This window comes from Methylotenera sp., from assembly GCF_029946165.1.
Lineage (GTDB): Bacteria > Pseudomonadota > Gammaproteobacteria > Burkholderiales > Methylophilaceae > Methylotenera.
Genome location: NZ_JAQSDZ010000016.1, coordinates 42,763 through 63,054 on the forward strand (window position 1 = coordinate 42,763; position 20,292 = coordinate 63,054).

Annotated in this window: 12 protein-coding genes; 3 read left to right on the top strand and 9 right to left on the bottom strand. The window is 41.4% G+C overall.

Annotated features, from left to right (window positions below; translation table 11 throughout):
* Nucleotides 1-22: 22 nt before the first annotated feature.
* Nucleotides 23-1,708, top strand: a complete 1,686-nt coding sequence (locus PSV17_RS08860) for a TrkA family potassium uptake protein (protein ID WP_300481686.1) — start codon at nt 23-25, stop codon at nt 1,706-1,708.
* A gap of 52 nt (nt 1,709-1,760) precedes the next feature.
* On the opposite strand, the gene mutL is transcribed toward PSV17_RS08860, so the two are convergent.
* A complete protein-coding gene (gene mutL / locus PSV17_RS08865; protein WP_300481688.1) occupies nt 1,761-3,644 on the bottom strand; it encodes a DNA mismatch repair endonuclease MutL in 1,884 nt (627 codons plus the stop codon).
* 207 nt (nt 3,645-3,851) lie between these two features.
* Nucleotides 3,852-4,532 carry a methyl-accepting chemotaxis protein gene (locus PSV17_RS08870; protein ID WP_300481690.1) on the bottom strand — a complete coding sequence of 227 codons (681 nt, stop codon included), beginning with the start codon at nt 4,530-4,532 and terminating at the stop codon, nt 3,852-3,854.
* Between the two features lie 182 nt (nt 4,533-4,714).
* On the opposite strand from PSV17_RS08870, the gene PSV17_RS08875 reads away from it, so the two are divergent.
* Nucleotides 4,715-6,226: a helicase-related protein gene (locus PSV17_RS08875; RefSeq protein ID WP_300481691.1), complete on the top strand. Its 1,512-nt coding sequence runs from the start codon at nt 4,715-4,717 to the stop codon at nt 6,224-6,226.
* Here PSV17_RS08875 and PSV17_RS08880 read toward each other — a convergent pair.
* From PSV17_RS08880 to tsaE, 3 genes are all read right to left on the bottom strand, one after another.
* Nucleotides 6,223-7,596, bottom strand: coding sequence for an MBL fold metallo-hydrolase (locus PSV17_RS08880; protein ID WP_300481693.1), 1,374 nt, complete (start codon nt 7,594-7,596; stop codon nt 6,223-6,225). The genes PSV17_RS08875 and PSV17_RS08880 overlap by 4 nt on opposite strands.
* Before the next feature lie 64 nt (nt 7,597-7,660).
* Nucleotides 7,661-9,211 carry an N-acetylmuramoyl-L-alanine amidase gene (locus tag PSV17_RS08885; RefSeq protein WP_300481694.1) on the bottom strand — a complete coding sequence of 517 codons (1,551 nt, stop codon included), beginning with the start codon at nt 9,209-9,211 and terminating at the stop codon, nt 7,661-7,663.
* Between the two features lie 27 nt (nt 9,212-9,238).
* A complete protein-coding gene (gene tsaE, locus PSV17_RS08890; protein ID WP_300481695.1) occupies nt 9,239-9,736 on the bottom strand; it encodes a tRNA (adenosine(37)-N6)-threonylcarbamoyltransferase complex ATPase subunit type 1 TsaE in 498 nt (165 codons plus the stop codon).
* On the opposite strand from tsaE, the gene queG reads away from it, so the two are divergent.
* On the top strand, nt 9,735-10,835 hold the full coding sequence (gene queG, locus PSV17_RS08895; RefSeq protein WP_300481697.1) for a tRNA epoxyqueuosine(34) reductase QueG: 1,101 nt from the start codon (nt 9,735-9,737) through the stop codon (nt 10,833-10,835). The genes tsaE and queG overlap by 2 nt on opposite strands.
* On the opposite strand, the gene PSV17_RS08900 is transcribed toward queG, so the two are convergent.
* The 4 genes from PSV17_RS08900 to malQ all read right to left on the bottom strand — a co-directional run bounded on the left by PSV17_RS08900 (nt 10,816) and on the right by malQ (nt 20,276).
* Nucleotides 10,816-12,621, bottom strand: coding sequence for a GGDEF domain-containing protein (locus PSV17_RS08900; protein WP_300481700.1), 1,806 nt, complete (start codon nt 12,619-12,621; stop codon nt 10,816-10,818). The genes queG and PSV17_RS08900 overlap by 20 nt on opposite strands.
* A gap of 160 nt (nt 12,622-12,781) precedes the next feature.
* A complete protein-coding gene (locus tag PSV17_RS08905; RefSeq protein WP_300481703.1) occupies nt 12,782-17,545 on the bottom strand; it encodes an EAL domain-containing protein in 4,764 nt (1,587 codons plus the stop codon).
* A 238-nt stretch (nt 17,546-17,783) separates the two neighbouring features.
* On the bottom strand, nt 17,784-18,737 hold the full coding sequence (locus PSV17_RS08910; protein ID WP_300481705.1) for an ROK family protein: 954 nt from the start codon (nt 18,735-18,737) through the stop codon (nt 17,784-17,786).
* 9 nt (nt 18,738-18,746) lie between these two features.
* Complete coding sequence (gene malQ, locus PSV17_RS08915) at nt 18,747-20,276, bottom strand: 4-alpha-glucanotransferase (RefSeq protein ID WP_300481707.1); 1,530 nt, start codon at nt 20,274-20,276, stop codon at nt 18,747-18,749.
* Nucleotides 20,277-20,292: the final 16 nt, after the last annotated feature.

Genomic DNA, 20,292 nt, shown 5'->3' on the forward strand with positions numbered 1-20,292 from the left:
ATAGCTTTACTGCGAACAAACCATGAATAGTATTCTTTTTTTAATATTGCGCCGTTTAAGACGGCCCATTATTACGATTATCGTTAGCTTTTCAATCGCTATTATTGGTTTAACGGTAATGCCAGGTTTGGATGATCAAGGCAAACCTTGGCATATGAGCATTTTCCAAGCGTTTTATGTGATCAGCTATACCGCCACAACCATCGGTTTTGGAGAAGTGCCCTACCCTTATAGCCAAGCCCAACGTTTATGGATGACCTTATCAATTTATCTTACTGTGATTCCTTGGTTTTATGCCATCGGTAAAATCATTACGCTTATACAAGATCCTAGCCTTCGTAAAATCATTATTAGTGACCGCTTCGCTAGCAATGTGCGCTTGTTACAGGAACCTTTTTATATATTGTGCAGTTATGGTGAAACCGCCTGTTTATTAGCCAAAGCGCTAGATAATAAAGGCATACGCGTAGTCGTGATTGAGCCCATTCAGGAAAGACTTAATGAGCTAGAACTTAGAGATACACAAAATATCATTCTTAGCTTATGTGCAGATGCCAAAGTTCCAGAAAATTTAATTCAAGCAGGCATACACCACCCCTTGTGTAAAGGTGTGGTAACCCTCACTGATAGCGACGATGTGAATTTGTCTGTTGCTATTGCGGTTAAATTAATGAACCCAGATTTACCCGTATTAGCCCGTGCTGAAAGACAAGACATAGCCGCGAACATGGCCTCGTTCGGTACAGATCTTATTATTAACCCCTACACCTTATTTGGTGACCAATTGGCCATGCGTGTTCATGCCATTGGCACTTATATTTTACAAGAGTGGTTAACTGATGTTCCGGGCGACACAATCCCCCCTCCTGCGTTTCCACCCATTGGCAACTGGATTGTTTGTGGCTATGGGCGATTTGGGAAATCAGTTGTACAAAATCTAAAGCAAGAAAATATCACAACAACGATAATTGAGGCTAATCCTCAATTAACGGATTGTGAAATCTGCATCACGGGAAGTGGTACTGAAGCAATTACATTGCTAGAGGCTGGTGTGCTTGATGCTGTTGGTATTGTTGCTGGCACTAATAATGACATCAACAATCTCTCAATTGTCATGACGGCTAAAGAGCTAAATCCAAAATTGTTCGTAGTCGCTCGAAAAAACAAGCGCGACAACGAAGTTTTATTCAAAAAGTTTAATGCAGACATTACTATGCAAATTTCTGACATTATTGCCCATGAATGTTTAGCGCATATGGTTTCACCGTTATTAGCTCAATTTTTAGCACTTACGCGCAACCTTAGCAATCAGTGGGCGAATGCACTTATTAGCCAATTGGTTGAAAAAGTAGGTGAAGAAGTTCCTGAAACTTGGGGGGTGACCATCAACGCCAAAAATGCACCTGCTGTTACTGAACTGTTAAATAAAAGCATGCATGTTCAGTTGGAAAATCTGACACAAGACCCTCACAACCGCAACCAACGACTAGATGTAGTTGCGCTTATGATCGTTCGCAATCAAAATTCCATGCTTTTACCAGATGCAAACTTGCGACTTGCCGTTGACGATTGCATCTTGTTCTGTGGGCGCCCAAATGCTAAATTTGCGATGCCCCTAGTGTTAAACAATACAAAACGACTCACTTTTATGATTGATGGCATAGAAATTTTTGACAGCTGGATATGGCGTTGGCTAAAACAACGCTAGAAAATTTTAACGAATAAACATCAATAAAAAAATCATGTTTGGTGGCACCTCATTACTTGCCTCGCATAAACATCTTATCTAAATCAGTCATACTCACTTGAAACCAAGTTGGGCGACCGTGATTGCATTGTCCGCTTCTTTCGGTGGCTTCCATATCCCTTAGTAAGGCATTCATTTCAGGTATTGTAAGGCTGCGATTAGCACGCACGGCTGCGTGGCAAGCCATGGTTCCTAATAATTCATTGCGGCGTTCTGTGAGTGCTCTGCTGGCGCCATATTCGCGTAAATCCCGCAGTACATCTCGGGCTAAAGTGACTGCATCAGCATCTTGCAACATAGTAGGTACGGCACGTACAGCTAGCGTGGTTGGGGATAAGATGGCAATATCGAAACCTAATTGTTGTAGGCTGCCATCGTTACTTGCCAAAGCTTCTTGCACTGTAGCGACTTCTAGCCTATCCGCATTAAAGCTCAGGGGCAACAACAAAGGTTGCATCGCAACTATTTTGTTGTGCCCATCTTTACCGTCTAGCGCGTTTTTAAGTTGCTCGTACATAATGCGTTCGTGAGCGGCGTGCATATCCACAACAACCAAGCCTTCTGTATTTTGCGCGAGCACGTAAACACCATGAATTTGTGCAACGGCAAAACCAAGAGGAAAGTTATTTACATCTGTATTTTCATTAACATAATTTGTAAAACTAGCACCGCCAGCAAGCCGGTCCCTATTGGTCTGTAGGGCAGTGTTATTTAATAAGCTGTTTGAATAGTTTTGTGCATTATTAGCACCAAATAAAGTTTGATAAAAACTATTCGGTTCATTCGCAATTAGATTGATTTGCGCTTGATATTGCGGATAAGGGCTAGCTGAGTAACTTGGTGAACTAGCATTTTGAACAGCAAATGGGTTGAAAGCCGCTTGATTAGCTGTACTAGCATTTGAAACGCCTGTTGGCGAAGCTAGCGCTTTGTGTAGGGAGTGAAAAATAAAGCGGTGAATTGCTTGCCCATCTCTAAATCGCACCTCGGTTTTTGCAGGATGCACGTTTACATCCACCAAATTGGGGTCTAGCTCTAAAAACAACACAAACGCAGGATGGCGGTCATGGTGCAACACATCCTGATAAGCTTGACGAATAGCATGTGAAATGAGTTTATCTCGCACATAACGCCCATTCACGTACACATATTGCGTATCAGTTTTATTGCGATTAAAAGTGGGTTTGGCGACAACGCCCCATAGGCGCAAGCCTGCGGCAGACTCATCTACAACGATTGTTTCGGCAGCGAAATCTGCGCCTAGTACTTCACCAAAGCGCTTAGTTGGCTCACTTACTGCATAGCGGCTGAGTGCTCTGCCATTGTGTTGTAGCATAAAAGCCACATCAGGACGCGATAGCACCACACGGTTAAATGCAGCTTCGCAATGACCAAACTCAGTGCCTTCAGTTTTTAAAAATTTACGGCGCGCAGGTGTGTTGAAATATAAGTCATCGACTTCAATAATCGTACCCGCATCTAAAGCGGTTGGTTCGATGAGTGAAATCTCGCTACCATTTGAAGCAATACGCCAAGCGTGTTTAGTATCAAGTGCACGACTACTAATTTGCGTACGTGAAACAGAGGCAATACTTGCTAAGGCTTCACCGCGAAAACCTAAGCTAGCAACAGCTTCCAAGTCATCCAAGCTAGCTATTTTACTGGTAGCGTGCCGCGTCAGCGCCATGGCTAAATCTTCTTGTGCAATGCCATTGCCATTATCTGCCACGCGCAATTGCTTAACGCCGCCTTGCACTAACGATACAGAAATATCAGTGCTACCAGCATCTAAACTATTTTCTAGCAACTCTTTAAGTGCCGAGGCTGGGCGCTCTACTACCTCGCCTGCGGCGATTTGGCTGATAAGTTGGTTTGGGAGTAAGTGAATTAGCGCCATAAAATATAGTTATTTTTTAATATCTATATTTTACCTTGCTTTGATAATTTCGATTTAACTATTCGGCACGTAAAAATAGAGAAATCAAAAACCTAAGTTTGCCCCAACAATGGGCATTTTTTACTTAAAAAAACAATCATGCACCATCAATAGGCGCGTAAAAAAACAATCGATATTAGTTATGCTCTACTTTTTTACGCGTATTAATTAACTAAAATCCTGCAGTGCTGTTTTGACTAAAGAATCAATTTTTTCAGTGATATGCGTCAATTCAGTGGCAACAACAGAAAACTCCCGCCCGATTTCACCTGCGCGCGCAGCAGATATTTGTGCATTAACTGCCACAATTTTGGCTTGCTTTGCGATGTTTTGAATGTCGTTCATTAAATAACGACGCTTCTTTTGACCTAACTTCACAAACTCTTTTGATTCACTTTCATACACCAGTGTTATTTGATTTAGCAGCTTGACGATTGGCATGGCTAATAAGCCCAACTCATCTAGCAAGCCTTGTGCCGTACGATAATTAGACTCATAAGCATTAAGCGTTTGCTCAGCTAAATTAATGAATTCTAAGTTCTTTTTGTGCCCATCAAGATCACTATAGTAAGCGAGCCTCAGGCTTTCAAAGAAAACTCCTGGCATTTCACTATTACCAATCACCAAGGCATGATGGCTATCTCTAAATAAATCCAAATCATCGCGGGCTGTTTTTAACGCATTTTCATGACCATGGGTTGAAAGAAATATGTTCAAAACGATGCGCTGAGACAGCATACGTTGACGCCCTGAAACATTAATTAAGTGACCAAACGTTTCACTAGTAATTTCAAACTCTGGGTTTGTGTAGTTTGAGGCGCTTTGAGTACGTTTTAGCTCTGAGGTCAAAATTATTCTCCAACTTTCATCTATGAATTTTATAGCCGCAAAATTTGCATACTTGCTTTAATAACTGGCTTTTATAGTTATATAAGCAAAACTCATTCCAACACTTACAATTTTTTTTATTGGCAATAACGTATTGTTTACGCTAAATTCATTACCTGTATTTATATTATTAGAAATATTCAATGGCTCATCACTATGTAAAAAGTTTTACTCATGCTCGTTCGCTTAAACGACATCACTACTTTTACCTAGGCCCAACGAACTCAGGGAAAACTTATCAAGCGTTAATCGCCCTAGAAAAAGCAAAATCTGGCGTGTATCTGGCGCCTTTAAGATTGCTCGCCATGGAAATTCGCGATCGACTAGTCGCAGCGGGCGTGCCTTGTAACTTGATTACTGGCGAAGAGCGAGTAATCATGGCTGGTGCGCAACATACCGCCTCTACTATTGAAATGATGAATCCATCCAATGTCGTGGAAGTTGCAATTATCGATGAAATTCAGATGCTGCAAGATGCAGACAGAGGCAGTGCGTGGACGGCGGCCTTAGTTGGCGTACCTGCGAATCAGGTGTTTATCTGCGGCTCAACCGCAGTCACAGCGCCATGCATTGCCGCCATTGAAGCCATGAATGAAACCTATGAAATCACTTATTTAACCCGGAAAACGCCATTGCTGCTAGAGGATGAAAGCATTTGTGGCAAACATTACAGCCGCCAAAAGCTCAAGCCAAAACTGCAAAAAGGTGATGCCATTATTGTGTTTAGCCGTAAAGATGTACTAACCTTTTCCGCAAGGTTCCGCCAATGGGGATTTACCGTAGCGAGTATTTATGGGGCGCTTTCACCCGAAGTGCGACGTACAGAATCCGAACGTTTTTGCACTGGCAAAGCCGATATTTTAGTAGCTACCGATGCCATTGGTATGGGTTTGAATCTGCCGATTCGTCGGATAATTTTCTCCAACATCCATAAGTTTGATGGCATCGCTTCGCGCCACCTTAACTCAACCGAAGTGCGCCAGATTGCTGGGCGTGCGGGTCGATTCGGCATTTATGATACTGGCTATGTTAACGTGCTTGAAAATGATGAGTTAATACATATTGAGCACATGCTAAGTACCGATGACACATCAGACTTAACAAAACTACCCGTGAATATTAGTTTCGGTCAAATTGGGGAAATTTCTCAGAAATTACACACCAGAAAAATCGCCGAGGTCCTCACATATCATCAGCAAAGAACGCGTATTGATTCGGAATTGTTTGCTCAAACATCGCTTAACACGCAGATTGCACAAGCCATATTGGTTGATGAGCATGCACCAACCATGTCTTTTAAAGATAAGTTCACATTCGTCTGCGCGCCTATTTCGCTCAATGTTGCATTTGAGAAAGACTATTACTTACTGTGTTTGCAAAGCGTGCTTAATTCTAAAGCACGTCATTTACCCACCCCGCCCAGCTGGCTGGAATCAGACAGCCCTAAACATTTAGAAGCAGCTGAGCTATTAAGCCATAATTTAAGTTTATACGCGTGGCTAAGCTTTAAATTTGCTAACATTTTTGTGGATGGCGGTGAAGTTCGCCTGTACCGTCAACGCGTTAGCCGTTATATAGAACGTGCGTTACTCACGCAAGCGGGATATGGCGATACCACGAGAGAAATTGATTACTTAATGCTTAAGAAATATTAAATTAGCGTCACTTTTTGTAGGTACTCTGGCACTTCAACCGACCAATGCAACTGCTCTTCAATATGAAGCCGCATTGCATCCGCAGCAACAGGTTCACCATGCGTAATAAAAGTCTTTTTGGGTGGCGACTCAACACTACCCAGCCAATCAATAATTTCAGAATAATCCGCATGCGCAGATAGATTAGAAATCAACTCAACATCAGCGCGAATTGGTACATATTCACCGTGAATCTTGATGCTTTCAGCACCGTTTAACATGGCTGAACCACGCGTACCCGCTGCTTGGAAGCCGACAAATAGAATAGTGTTGTTTGGTTTAGGAGCAAAAGCCTTCAAATGATGTACTACACGACCACCAGAAGCCATACCGCTCGCCGAAAGAATTATCATCGGCCCTTTAGTTTCGTTCAAGCGCTTAGACTCTTCCACACTATTAACCATGTGCGCAGTTCGGTTTAGCGCGCTACATTGCTCAGCTGATAAACGATGTTCACCACTGTGGTTGCTAAATATTGCTGTGGCGTCAACGGCCATTGGACTATTTAAATATACAGGAATGTCTTCTGATATAGCCCCAGAAGATTTGAGTAAGTGAATGTAATAAAGTAGCTCTTGCGCTCTGCCTACGGCAAACACAGGAATAAGTACCACACCTTTGCGTTTAACCGTTTTATTAATCACCGCAGCTAACTTAACTTTAGGATCAACATTTTCATGTAAACGATTACCGTAAGTGGATTCCAACACCAGATAATCTGTACTTTTCAGTCGTGCTGGTGGTTTCATCAGAATATCGTTGGGTCGACCAATATCGCCTGAAAATACCACTGAGGTTTTTTTATTTTGAACTCTTACAAATGCCGAGCCAAGAATATGCCCATTAGGAGAAAAACTAAGCGTTAAGCCATCACCCAAGTCTACTTGTTGCTCAAAATCCACAGCAACTAGCAATTCTAAAGCATTATCAGCATCCTCTTTTGTGTATAGCGGCAACGCTGGATTGTGCTTAGAAAAACCACGCCGATTAGCATAATCAGCCTCTTCTTCTTGCAAATGCGCAGAGTCAGGGAGCAAAATGTCGCATAAATCACGCGTAGCTTCTGTGCAATAGACCTTGCCAGTAAAGCCATTTTTAACGAAAAGAGGTAAATAGCCGGTATGGTCAATGTGTGCGTGGGTTAATACCACCGCATCGACATCTTTAGGATGAATAGGCAGTGCTGCCCAGTTTTTAAGACGTAACTGTTTCAAACCTTGAAACAAGCCACAATCAATCAGAATGCGCTTAGTTCCAATATCAGTTTCACAAGTAAGCAGGTATTTAGAACCTGTTACTGTGCCTGTAGCTCCAAGAAATGTTAATTCCATCTCGACTCTCCTTAATTACTGGCTAATCCCCTTTGGAACAACTTTACATTACTCCAACGCGATATTACTCCAAGGCCGCTTTGGTTTTAGCTAGCGCTGGATTTGTAGAAAAGTATTTTTTAATCCCCGTCAAAATCGATGTAACTAATTTATCCTGATATTGTGGATCATTTAGTCTGCGCTCTTCCTCTGGATTGCTAATAAACGCAGTTTCAACCAAAATCGATGGAATATCGGGTGATTTCAATACCGCAAAAGCGGCCTGTTCCACACGTCTAGCATGTAAAGTATTGATTGCACCAATTTGTGTAAGTACAGCTTTACCTAACTTTAAGCTATCGTTGATTGTTGCGGTTTGCGATAGATCAAGCAGAGTTCGCGCCAGCAGAGGGTCTTTATCGTCCAGACTCACGCCGCCAATCAAGTCGGATTCATTCTCTTTTTTAGCTAAATATCGAGCCCCGGCACTGGTAGCACCACGTTCCGATAAAGCAAATACTGATGAGCCTCTTGCTGCTGGATTGGTAAATGCGTCCGCATGTATAGAGACAAATAAATCAGCCTGCATATTGCGCGCCTTCACTACACGGCCATGCAATGGAATAAAAAAGTCACTATCGCGGGTTAACACACCACGCATATTGGGCTCATGATCAATTTTTTCTTTGAGTTTCTTGGCAATCATCAAAGTGACATCCTTTTCACGGCTACCACTTGCGCCACGTGCGCCTGGGTCTTCCCCGCCGTGACCTGCATCAATCGCAATAATGATTTGACGACCACTCTTCTTAGGCTTTGCTATTGTTGTTTCTGAAGAAGAGTTTTGGTTAGATTGTTGGCTTTTGGCGTCCTGATCTTTAGCTTCTTGGTTTTTTACTTCGGAAGCCTTAATTTCTGGCACTTTTGTTTCTACTTTGCCTATAGCGGGCTCTTCTGGCTTAATATTTTCTGCAGATTTGCTTGTATTAGCTGCATTAGCTTCGGCTGTTTCAGCCGATGTTGGCAAAGGCTCCACAATAACCTTTGGCTGGGTTGAACTGTTGGTTGACTCTTGCGTAGTAGCAACTTGATTAGCAGTGTCAGTTTGAGTTGATGAGCTAGTGGTTACAGGATTAGTCGTCGCATCTCGTTCTGCTATCATTGCCATGAGTGGGTCTTTAAGCGGGTGAATATCGAGTACCAAGCGATACTTATAATCGCCCGTTGGCATTAAATTAAATGCATTGGGTTTAACCTCGGTTTTTAAATCCACTACCAGACGCACCACGTTTTGCTGAAAATTAGCCACACGAATTTGCTTGATGTATGGATCACTCGCTAAAATTTTATCGCTTAAAGATTTAACAGCTAAATTTAAATCAATATTTTCAATATCCACCACCACACGATCAGGATTTTGAATCATTGACATTTTATAAACAAATGGTTGCGCTGATTCTAGCGTGATGCGCGTATAGTCCTGCGCTGGCCAAACACGTGCTGCGGTAACTGTGTTTGCCGCTTGCGCTAATGCTACAAAATTAAGCCCCGTCAGATTAAAACTTATCAATAGCAATCCAAAACACGCGGTCTTTTTACATGACCAGAAAACATTATTGATTTTTTTAAAATTCATTTATTTAAAGCTCATCAAGTTAACTCATCATTTCTGAGTGGAAATTGTGTGCAGACATTTTTTTCCTAGCGTTGAGTGTGCAGATAGAGTAACACTACGCCCTAAGTTTCCACCTACATTTTTAATAGAAAACGTAACATTAAGGTCGGGTGTTGGCAATACGTTTTGCGCCTTTTCAGGCCACTCAATCAAGCAGACACTATGGGCATTAAAGTAATCTCTAAAGCCTGCCGACTCCCACTCTTCTTCATCATTAAAACGATATAAGTCAAAATGATACAACATTAAGCTAGAAGTTACATTATATTTAATTTCATACGGCTCAACCAAAGTGTAAGTGGGACTTTTAACTTTACCTACGTGGCCTAAAGCATGTAGCAAGCCACGTACAAGTGTAGTTTTTCCTGCACCCAAATCACCATGTAAATAAATGGTTAAATTTGGCTGCATAGCTTTCGCGAGAGTAGTACCAAAAGCTAAGGTTGCTGCTTCATCGGCTAATTCAAGTGTAAAATTGCTATCCATGAATGACCTTAACGATTTTAATCAATCTAAGTTTAACAAGCTTGCCAATGACATTAAACAATGGGGATTGGCGCTGGGCTTTAATCAAATTGGTATTACTGATACCAATTTGCAGGAAGCAGAGATTGAGCATGAGGCGTGGATAGCTAAAGGTTTTCATGGTGAAATGGATTATATGGCAAAACATGGGGTGAAGCGCACTCGCCCTGCAGAATTAGTGCCTAACACTCTGCGGGTCATTTCTGCTCGCTTAGACTATTTGCCACCTAATGCCATTGATAGCGAGTCTGTATTACAAGACAGCTCAAAAGCCTTTATCTCGCGATACGCAATGGGACGAGATTATCACAAGGTAATGCGCAACAAACTACAAAAGCTATGTGAAAAAATTCAATCAGAAATCTCAAAGTATCAAATAGAGGATATTAGCTACCGCGCATTTACTGATAGCGCACCAGTGTTAGAAGTTGCATTGGCTGAAAAAGCGGGTTTAGGTTGGCGTGGCAAACATACCCTGCTCATTAATAAAAATCGTGGCTCATGGTTTTTTTTAGGTGAAATCTACACCAATTTACCTTTACCTATAGATGAGGCCGCGCCTAATCACTGCGGCACTTGCACTAGCTGCATAGACGTATGCCCCACTAAAGCAATTACAGCCCCTTACGAGGTTGATGCTAGGCGCTGCATTTCATACCTCACCATAGAGCTTAAAACCAGCATTCCTGTCGAACTTAGACCACTCATTGGCAACCGCGTTTATGGATGCGATGATTGTCAGCTTTTTTGCCCTTGGAATAAGTTTGCCGAGATTACTCATGAATCAGACTTTGCAGTTAAAAATGGTTTAGACAACATCAGCTTAGTGCAATGCTTCGCTTGGACTGAAGCACAATTCAAGCAGAATATGGCAGGTAGCGCAATTTACCGAATTGGCTATGAGCAATGGTTGCGAAATATCGCCGTTGGTTTAGGCAATGCAAGTACTACACCTGAAATTGTAGAGGCGCTGCAAAATCGCATGAACGATGAATCTGCTTTATTGCGTGAGCATATTGATTGGGCATTGGCGCAACACATTAATGTTCATCGCCTCTAAGCCTGCGTTCATAAAACAGACTATTACCGTTGATTCTTTTAGCTTCTTTTTTCGCAACTGTCATGGCAGCGGAAACTTCATAATGACTTACAAACTCCTCTGGGACTATTTTTACTGCGCCAATTGATAAAGAGCTAAACGGGTAAAATGTGCTATTTCCTTGCCTATCCTCAACGTCAATTCCACCGGCTTCGCGATCTTCTACACTATAAAACGTGGGAATGACTTCTTCCAAATGAGAAAGTATAAAGTGACAGCGCTCCTCCCAATCGGTACTTTGGCATATCAAAATAAAGTCGTCGCCTCCAATATGTCCAACAAAATCCAAGCTATTATCTACAGACTTAGTTAAGGTTTCACCAACTAATTGAAGTAATTGGTCACCCTGTCTAAAGCCGTAGACATCATTAAAGGGCTTGAAATTATCCAAATCACAATAACATGCCCAAAAGGTATTTTTCTTTTCCAATAAACGATCTATATGTTCATTGATGGGTACATTGCCAGGCAATAATGTCAGTGGGTTAGCGTAACGAGCCGCACTAATTTGCATTTCAGTAATTTTTCTTAACAAAGCATGACCACTACCAATGCCTATAAACTTCTCATTTTCAGTAATGATAAAACCGTTGGCTAAATGGTGTGGCTCCATTTGAGTAATGATGTCACTAAGCTCATGATAGGTAATGCTTCCGTCAACGATTAAAGGTTTTGTGTCCATAAACTCTGTACACGAGCGCTTACCATATAGTTCTTTTCTGAATGGTCTGACAAAGCTATCAATCATACTAAATCGGCTGATCAAACCCACTGGAATGTCATTTTCAACCACAGGAATCGAAAATAACCTTTCGTTACTCTCAAACATCACATTCACTTCATCATTCGTTGTTGCTGGAGTAACGAAAGGTGCTTTCTCTAATAAATTTACAATATTTCCTTGCCGTTCATTGCCAGAGGCTTTAGGAAAAACACTGATGGTTTTTCGTGTAAAAAGATGTTGAATATCTGCACTTATTTGCTGGATAGGCTCTGATATTGGACGACCCAATAAATATCCTTGGCAAAACGCAACATTTAAGTCACGCAGAATAACGAACTCAGCTTCGGTTTCTACGCCTTCAGCAATCACTTTGGTATTAGAATTATCGGCTATTTGCTGAATGGATTTTACAAATTGTAGTTTGACGGGGTCTGAGTTAATTGAATGAATAAAGTGCTTATCTATTTTCACATACTCTGGACGCAACTCTGACCAAAGCCTTAAAGAAGAATAACCTTCACCTAAGTCATCAAGCGCTATTTGAAAACCAACATTCCGATAACTGTCGATCACCTTGTACAGTTCTGAATAGTCAAAGGTCGGTGAACTTTCAGTGAGCTCCAGCACAATATTTTTAGGGTTTAGGCCTAGGCTCTCGATATAATCCACTGATATAAGTTTGTTATGACCAAACTCTTGTAAACATTCAGGGCTAACATTAACAAATATTTTGTTTGAGTGTGCGTGCTTTGCAAAAGTCTCTAATCCAACATTCAGACTCACTAACTCTAAATCACATACTCTATTTTCAATTTCAGCCAGTTTAAATAAATTTTGTGGGGAATATAAATCTGTTTTTTCTGGCCCCCTTATCAGTCCTTCATGCCCTAGTATAACGCCACTTTGAATATTGATAATTGGCTGAAATACACTCGCTAGCGCTTGACAATCAATAATGTCATGCAAAGTTTCACTGCGGTTAATTTCAAGGTGGGTGCTCTCAAGTAATCTAAGTAATTTCATGTTTTTCCCAAATATTTCAGATGGTTAATGCAGCATACAATCAGAAAATATTGCATCACTATACGCACTAACAGTATCACTGAACACTAGGCCTGAATTATTACGGGGTCATTACAAACGATTACTTTAAATGGTAAATTTAAACTGATGAATTTAAAACTTAGGGTTTTAGAGCTAGATTGAACTGGGCAATTGGAACCGGCCTTCCAAACAGAAAGCCTTGATAAGCATTGCAGCCGCAATTCATTAAAATCTGGCGTTGCTCCTCTGTCTCTACCCCCTCTGCAATCACGTCTAAGTTTAAGGTTTCCGCAATAGCGATCACCGTACGCACAATCGCCTGATCACTAGTGTCAAAAGCAATTTCCCTCACGAATGACCGATCTATCTTTAATTGATAAAGCGGAAGTGATTTGAGATATTGCAGAGAGGAATAACCAGTACCGAAGTCATCCAAAGAGAAATTAATACCAATATTTTTTAGCTCCATCATCTTCGTAATGGTCGCCTCAATATTTTCCAGCATGATACTTTCTGTTAACTCTAATTTAAGCTGCATGGGATTAATGCCGCTATCCTTGACCGCAGCTTGAACCTGATCGGCAAATGTACCTTGGTAAAACTGTTTTGCACTGACATTAATTGAGAGCGTGAGATCTTGCGTTTGCCGTGTTATTTGCCATGCTTTAAGTTGAGCACAGGCAGCCTCCAACACCCATTGCCCTATTGGTAAAATCAAACCTGTCTCCTCAGCGAGAGGAATAAACTCTAAAGGTGAAATTAGGCCCCGCTCAGGATGTATCCAACGAATTAATGCCTCCGCGCCCAACGCTTTTCCTAAGTGATCTACCTGAACTTGATAGTAAAGCTCGAACTGCTTGTCATCTAAGGCTTTACGTAAATCTACCTCCAATGAGGCGCGCAAATTAATTGCTTCTTGCATATTGGGATCAAAGAAACATAAGGTATTTCTACCCATTTTCTTAGCCTGATACATCGCAATATCCGCATGTTTTAACAACACATCTTGACCATGCTCATTTTCACTGAATAGCACGATCCCTATACTAGCAGATGTCTGGTAGGTGCTTAAACCCAGCTGATATGGTCGACTAATGGAAATTAAAATTTTATTAGCAATGGTTTCTGCTTGTGATGCCGCCTCTAGCGGATGGTTGCTCAAGTCTTCCAGCATGACCACAAATTCATCACCTCCTAAACGCGCCACGGTATCGCCTTCGCGTACACACTCGGTCAGCCTGTCAGCCACTTGCCGTAACAATAAGTCGCCAACATCATGGCCAAGCGTATCATTGAGCGTTTTAAAATGATCAAGATCGAGAAAGAGCAAAGCACCACTCCAACCTAAACGCGCACCATTTGATAAAGCATGATTAAGTCGGTCAATTAAAAGACGTCGATTAGGCAACCGAGTCAGCACATCATAAAATGCTAAGTGATTTATTTCAGCTTCTGCGGCATTACGCAATGTCACATCAGTAAATGTCGCTACATAGTTTGTGACAACACCATTATCACCAACGACGGCGGTAATCGTGAGATGCTGCGGGTAAACCTCGCCATTTTTACGACGATTCCAAACCTCGCCTTCCCAGTAGCCACTGACTGCAATGTTTTCCCACATTGAATCATGAAAATCGTCATGATGATGGCCTGAACTTAATAAGCGCGGGGTTTTACCAACCGCTTCTTCAAAGGTATACCCTGAAATTTTAGTGAATGCTTTATTCACTTTAAGGATAATCTTATTCGCATCAGTCACCATCATGCCTTCTTGTGACTCAAACGCAGTCGCCGCGATACGATACTCCAATTCAACTAACTTACGATCAGTAATATCTAAAGTAGTACCCATTGCACGAATAGCGCTTCCATCAGCATCACGAATGACTTTAATAGAGTTGCTTAGCGTACGCATTGAGCCTAAAGACGGATTAGTGCGAGTTTCAAAGTTAATTGAGCCAATGTGTGTTGCTATTTGACGTTGAACGTCAACCACTGAATTACGGTCATCTGGATGGATTAATTCAAGAAACTCATCAAAACTTGGTGTGCCCTGCTCTGGTTCTAAATGATACAATCTAAAATTTTCATCAGACCAAGAGCCAATCATGCTTGCTAAGTCTAGCTCCCAGCTACCTAAATGTGCACTGGCTTGGGCTTTTGCTAAACTGGCAGAGCTTTCAATTAATTTTAATTCAGATTGCTTACGTTCAGTCACATCACGCGACAACAGGATAAAGCGGATATCTTCACCAGCTGCTTTTGGTTTTTTAGCTACGGAAAGCTCAAACCAAAACTGACCCTCAGGTAGTACCAACTCAAATTGCTTGCCTTGTGACCTACCTGCAACATCAGCCTCGTATATAGCTGACATTACAACATTTGCCGTACTTTCTGGCATAACGTCATGCACAGTTTTTCCGATTAAATCTTCTGACGGAATAGGTAACAATTGTTCACTGGGAGAATGAGCAGAAAAGTATCGACCATAGATATCAATTTCAAACAACAAGTCTGGAATAGCATCGATAGTCGCTTGCAACCTAACATCTGAACGTTGTTTTTCTTCCTCAGTATGTTTTAGTTGAGTCACATCAAACATCGCTATGCGTAATATAGGTTGATCAACCTCATCATCCATGCGCAGACAATTGAGATTTGCTGTGGCGATTGCACCGCTGACATGTGTCAATTTAATATCGAAATTTAGCTCTTCCCCACCATCTATCTCTTGCATACTTAAAAATAAGCTTTGCCAACGAGTTTTTTCTTCATCTACCACAAACTCGCTAAAATACTGCTGGTAAAGTTCACTACGCTTAACACCTAGCATTGAAGTCACTTTCCAATTTACTTGAGTGATCATGCCTTGCTTGCTGATTGACAAATAGCCTATAGGCGCGAACTCATAAAGATCTCGATAACGATCGCGTGATTCAGCCGCCTCTAATTGCGCGATCTGCAACTTATCGTGTGCCAAGCGACGTTGCGCTTCGCGATCGAAATTATCCAAGGCAAAACTAATGTCAGATGACATTTCACTCAGTAACGCTATTGTTTCTTTATCGAATGCATCTACTTCAGGACTGTAAACAATAAACATGGCATATGGCTTACCATTTCTAGCAATAGGGAAATGTCCTGAAGCGTTCCAGCCAAATTGTAGTGAATAATCTCGCCATGGCTGGGTGAGCGTATCTTCTAAAAAATTATTAACAACAACGTAATGATTTTCTCTAAATGCAATACCACACGGGCCTTGGCCTTCTTGAATGTCTGCACGACTCGAAATGAGAAGACTATCTAAGAACTCTAAGCCGTCACCATAAGTGCTAACAGGTATAATCAATTGCGTAGGTTCATCTAAAACTCCCACCCAAGCCATTTGCATACCACCAAATTTAACAGCGCACTTACATACCAGAGGAAATAAATCATTTTCGTCCGACATGCGAACAATGGCTTGGTTAGTTTCACTCAGGGCTTCATATAGATTGTTTAATCTAACAATCCGCTGTTCATTCTTTTTACGATTTGTCAGATCATGCAAAATAGCAAAGTAAGTTTGGCTATCTAATTGACGCGCATTCACCTCCGCAATAAACGTAGTGCCATCCTTGCGCACATGCGCCCACTCTTCCGTATGGGACTCGCCAGCCATGAGGCTTTCTAAAACGCGATTCAATCTACTTTTCTCTGTATCTAGCAGTATGCTGGGTAAGTGAAAACTTAAAAGTTCTTCGTGCCTATAACCAAGCATCGTTAGTGCCGCTGGATTTGCTTCAAGTATACGTTGCTCTCGATTGAGCATTAAAATACCAAAGCCCGACTGTTTAAAAAGTTTGAGATAACGGTTCTCTGCAACCTGTTGACCTTTGACTAATACCCAAGATAGCAAAGCCAACATTAAAGATAAGGCTAAGCCCGCGCCAGCAATAGTTTTAGACTGATTAAGATTTGAAACTCGAGATTCAAATTCTGGCGTGGTATTTAATAGCAATGTCCAAGTATGGCCTGCAAAATCCAGCTGGCGTTTAGTTTGTAGCATGCCCTCAGCGTGACTATATTTAGCCAACTTTGTAGAGGAATACATACGAGATTGATCGGAAATCGCATTGCCATCATAAATCTCAAGACCTACATCTTGGTCAAATTCGCCCTTAAGTCCAGCCATTAAATCATTAATGCGGAATGGCACATCCACCCAGCCTGTAATATTTATGCGCCTAGCATTAAGCGTATCAAGATTTGCACCCGATTTAAAAATTGGCAAATACATGACAAATGAAAATACGCTTGGCTTTCCTTCATCTTGCGCCAAGGTAAAGTGATTTGAAATAACGACTTCATTTGTGTCGCGCGCCCTCTCCATTGCCGCTCGGGCAAATGGCACAGCAAGCAAATCCAAACCGAGAGCCTTAAGATTATCCCCAACCATCGGTTCCATTCGAATGATTGGAGCATATAATTGACGGTCACCTTCTGGCTTAATTTTGTAATCGGACAATCCTAGTTTACGAATATTCTCTAAATGCCGATCTTTATCATTACCCAGCACAATCGTGACAAGCCCTATTCCTAAAACGCCGGATTCTTTTTCTTTTAATTTTAAGGCATCTATGTAAGATCGGAACTCAGTGACAGTAACAATATCTGACCCGTCAATTAAACCTTTAACACCCCGCATCACTGTTTCGTAGGCATGTAGACGAGCACGTATATTGTTTTGAGTTTGATCAGCGGCATAGTTTAATGCCGCATTTAGATTCTCAGTATGGTTTTTTTTAGCTTCCCACCAAAGTGTTGTGGTAATGGTTAGCCCAACAAGCAAGACAATAGCTGAAATTAACCATGGTTTAAGCTTAGGTTTAATTGAATCTAACAAACGTTTTTTGTACAAAGAAGCCATATCCTCAATTCGTAAAATTGATTTTTATTTAATTTCCAGCTCTTTTAATACCCTCATAACCATTCATACCATGATACCCATGTAAAACTATGAAATACAATAAATCATAATTATTCAAGTTATTAATGCCTAGCTTATGTGCATTACTATCGGCAACTTAATATAAAAATTGATATCTAGTTTAGTCTGCACAAAATTTTCGTTTTGAATCAATACGTAATAACGAATATTAAATAACGATCTTTTTTTGCACTAACATTGCGGCACCTATAATTCCTGCTTGATCGCGCATACTAGAGATGCTTACATTCACTTTACCGCGTAAAACTGGAATTAAATCTTCGTTTAATCGCTGTGTAAAAGCAGGTTCTATAAGTAACCAAGCAGCGCTCATACCGCCGCCTATCACTATATTGGTCACATCGAGCACTTTTAAAATGTGCGCTAATGCTTGAGCAAGTGTTTTACCCGCTAAAAAATACGCAGCAATAGCATGTGTGTCACCTTGATGAGCGAGGTTAGCAATCTTATGCGCGCTAAACTGTTGACCCGTCGCTTCGAAATAGCTAATAGCTACGCCACTGGCTGAGGCGTATTGTTCCATACAGCCATGATTACCACAGCCGCATAATCTACCATTTGGTTGAACGGTAATATGCCCAACTTCCATAGCTACTCCATGCTGACCTTGAAACGACTGACCATTTAAGATCAAGCCACCTCCAACTCCAGTGCCTAAGCCCAAATAAATGAGATGGTCGATTTGGGCCATGCGCATGACATATTCGCCATAAGCAGCCGCTAATGCATCATTCTCCGTCATGACAGGCAGTTCAATCAGTTGACTTAAATCAGTGCTTAAATCGACATCGATTAAACCAGGCAGATTGGGAGATTGCGAAATTTTTTGTGTATGTGGATTAATAAATCCTGGAAAACCTATCCCAACAGCTGATATTTCTGGATATTTTACATGCATGCTGTCTATTGCCACTGCTGTGGCATTTAAAATGGCTCGCCAAGCTTGCTCGGGAGGATGAATTTTACAAAAATTAGAAAAGTCAGTTTGAAAACGCTTCTCCTCTATCAAGCGAGGGTGAGCATTTGTGGCAGTTTCATCATAATCCACCACGCCCAAACGCAAATTTGTACCACCAACATCAATGCCGATTAATACTGCCATGCTGACATCTCAATCATTTTGACCTCTTCCTGTTCTAGCATTCACTTCAGCAATACTTTCTATTTGAGCCTGAGTTAATTGTTGCCAATTAAAACGCCAATGCCAATTGTCTGAGCATGTGCCCGGGGTATTCATACGGTGACTAGAATCTAGCGCTAATATATCTTGCATAGGAACAATCGCTAATTGTGCATGAGAATCAAATGTCATGTTAATCAAGTCAAAAGGCATGTGCGCCTCATGATCTTCAGAACGTGAAGAGTGCATATAGGCCTGCACAAGGCCACGTAGATGATCATCTAAACTGTTATACCAGCCAAGTGTGGTGTCATTATCATGAGTACCCGTGTAAGCCACACTATTGGCTTCAATATGATGTGGTAAGTATGGGTTATCTTCTTGACCACTAAACGCAAACTGCAAAATTTTCATACCTGGCAAGTTAAATTGAAGTCTTAATGCATCAACTTCGGGCGTGATAATTCCCAAGTCTTCTGCCACTAAACAAATATGAGGTAAGGCTTTAAAAATGGCTGTCAGCAAAGCTTCACCTGGCGCCACCACCCACTGACCATTAATCGCAGTCTCTTCACTCGCAGGAATTTCCCAAGCCGCTTCTAAGCCTCTAAAGTGGTCAATACGCACGATATCAAATAAGGCATTTTGTGTGGCCATCCGCTTAACCCACCAATTAAAGTCATCAGCCAACATGGCATCCCAATTATAATGAGGATTACCCCAACGCTGACCTGTCGTGGAGAAGTAGTCTGGCGGCACGCCTGCTACTACTCCCATATTCTTATATTCATCTAACTTAAATAAATGCGAGTGCGCCCAAACATCGGCACTGTCGTATGCAACAAAAATTGGAATGTCTCCAAACAAATAAACATTCTTATCTGCAGCATAGGTCTTTAGCGCCTGCCATTGAGTGAAAAATATAAACTGCGTGAATTGGATAATGGTGATTTCTAATGCTAATTCTTTACGCGCCTGTTTAAGTGTGGCTGCGCTTCTATTCCGATAGCCATCAGGCCAGTATTGCCAGCCAGCTTGGTTAAACTTATTACGTAATGCTAAAAATAAGGCGAAATCATTCAGCCAATGCGCTTGTTTTTTGCAGAATTTTTTAAAATTTAGCTGTTCACTCTCAGCTAAAGATTCCGTTTGTTCAGCTTGGCTGCGAAAAGCCTCGTAGGCTTTAGCAAGTAAATCGGTTTTACTGGTTAACTCGCCGCTTAAATCACCTTTAGTGAGCAGCCCTTGTGATTGCAAGCTTTCCAAGCTAATAAAGTCTGGATTACCTGCAAAAGCGGATAAACATTGATAAGGAGAGTTATCTGCGTGCGTCATATTAATTGGCAACATTTGCCAAACACTGATGCCAACGCTATTTAAGAAATCTACAAAGCGGTAAGCTTCTGCACCTAGATCGCCCATACCCAAATCAATTGCGTCAGGTGAGCTAGGCAAAGAGCTAATATGTAACAACACACCTGATCGGCGCTGAGATAAAAGAGATAAATTAGTGTGTTTCATTATTACCTACATAAAT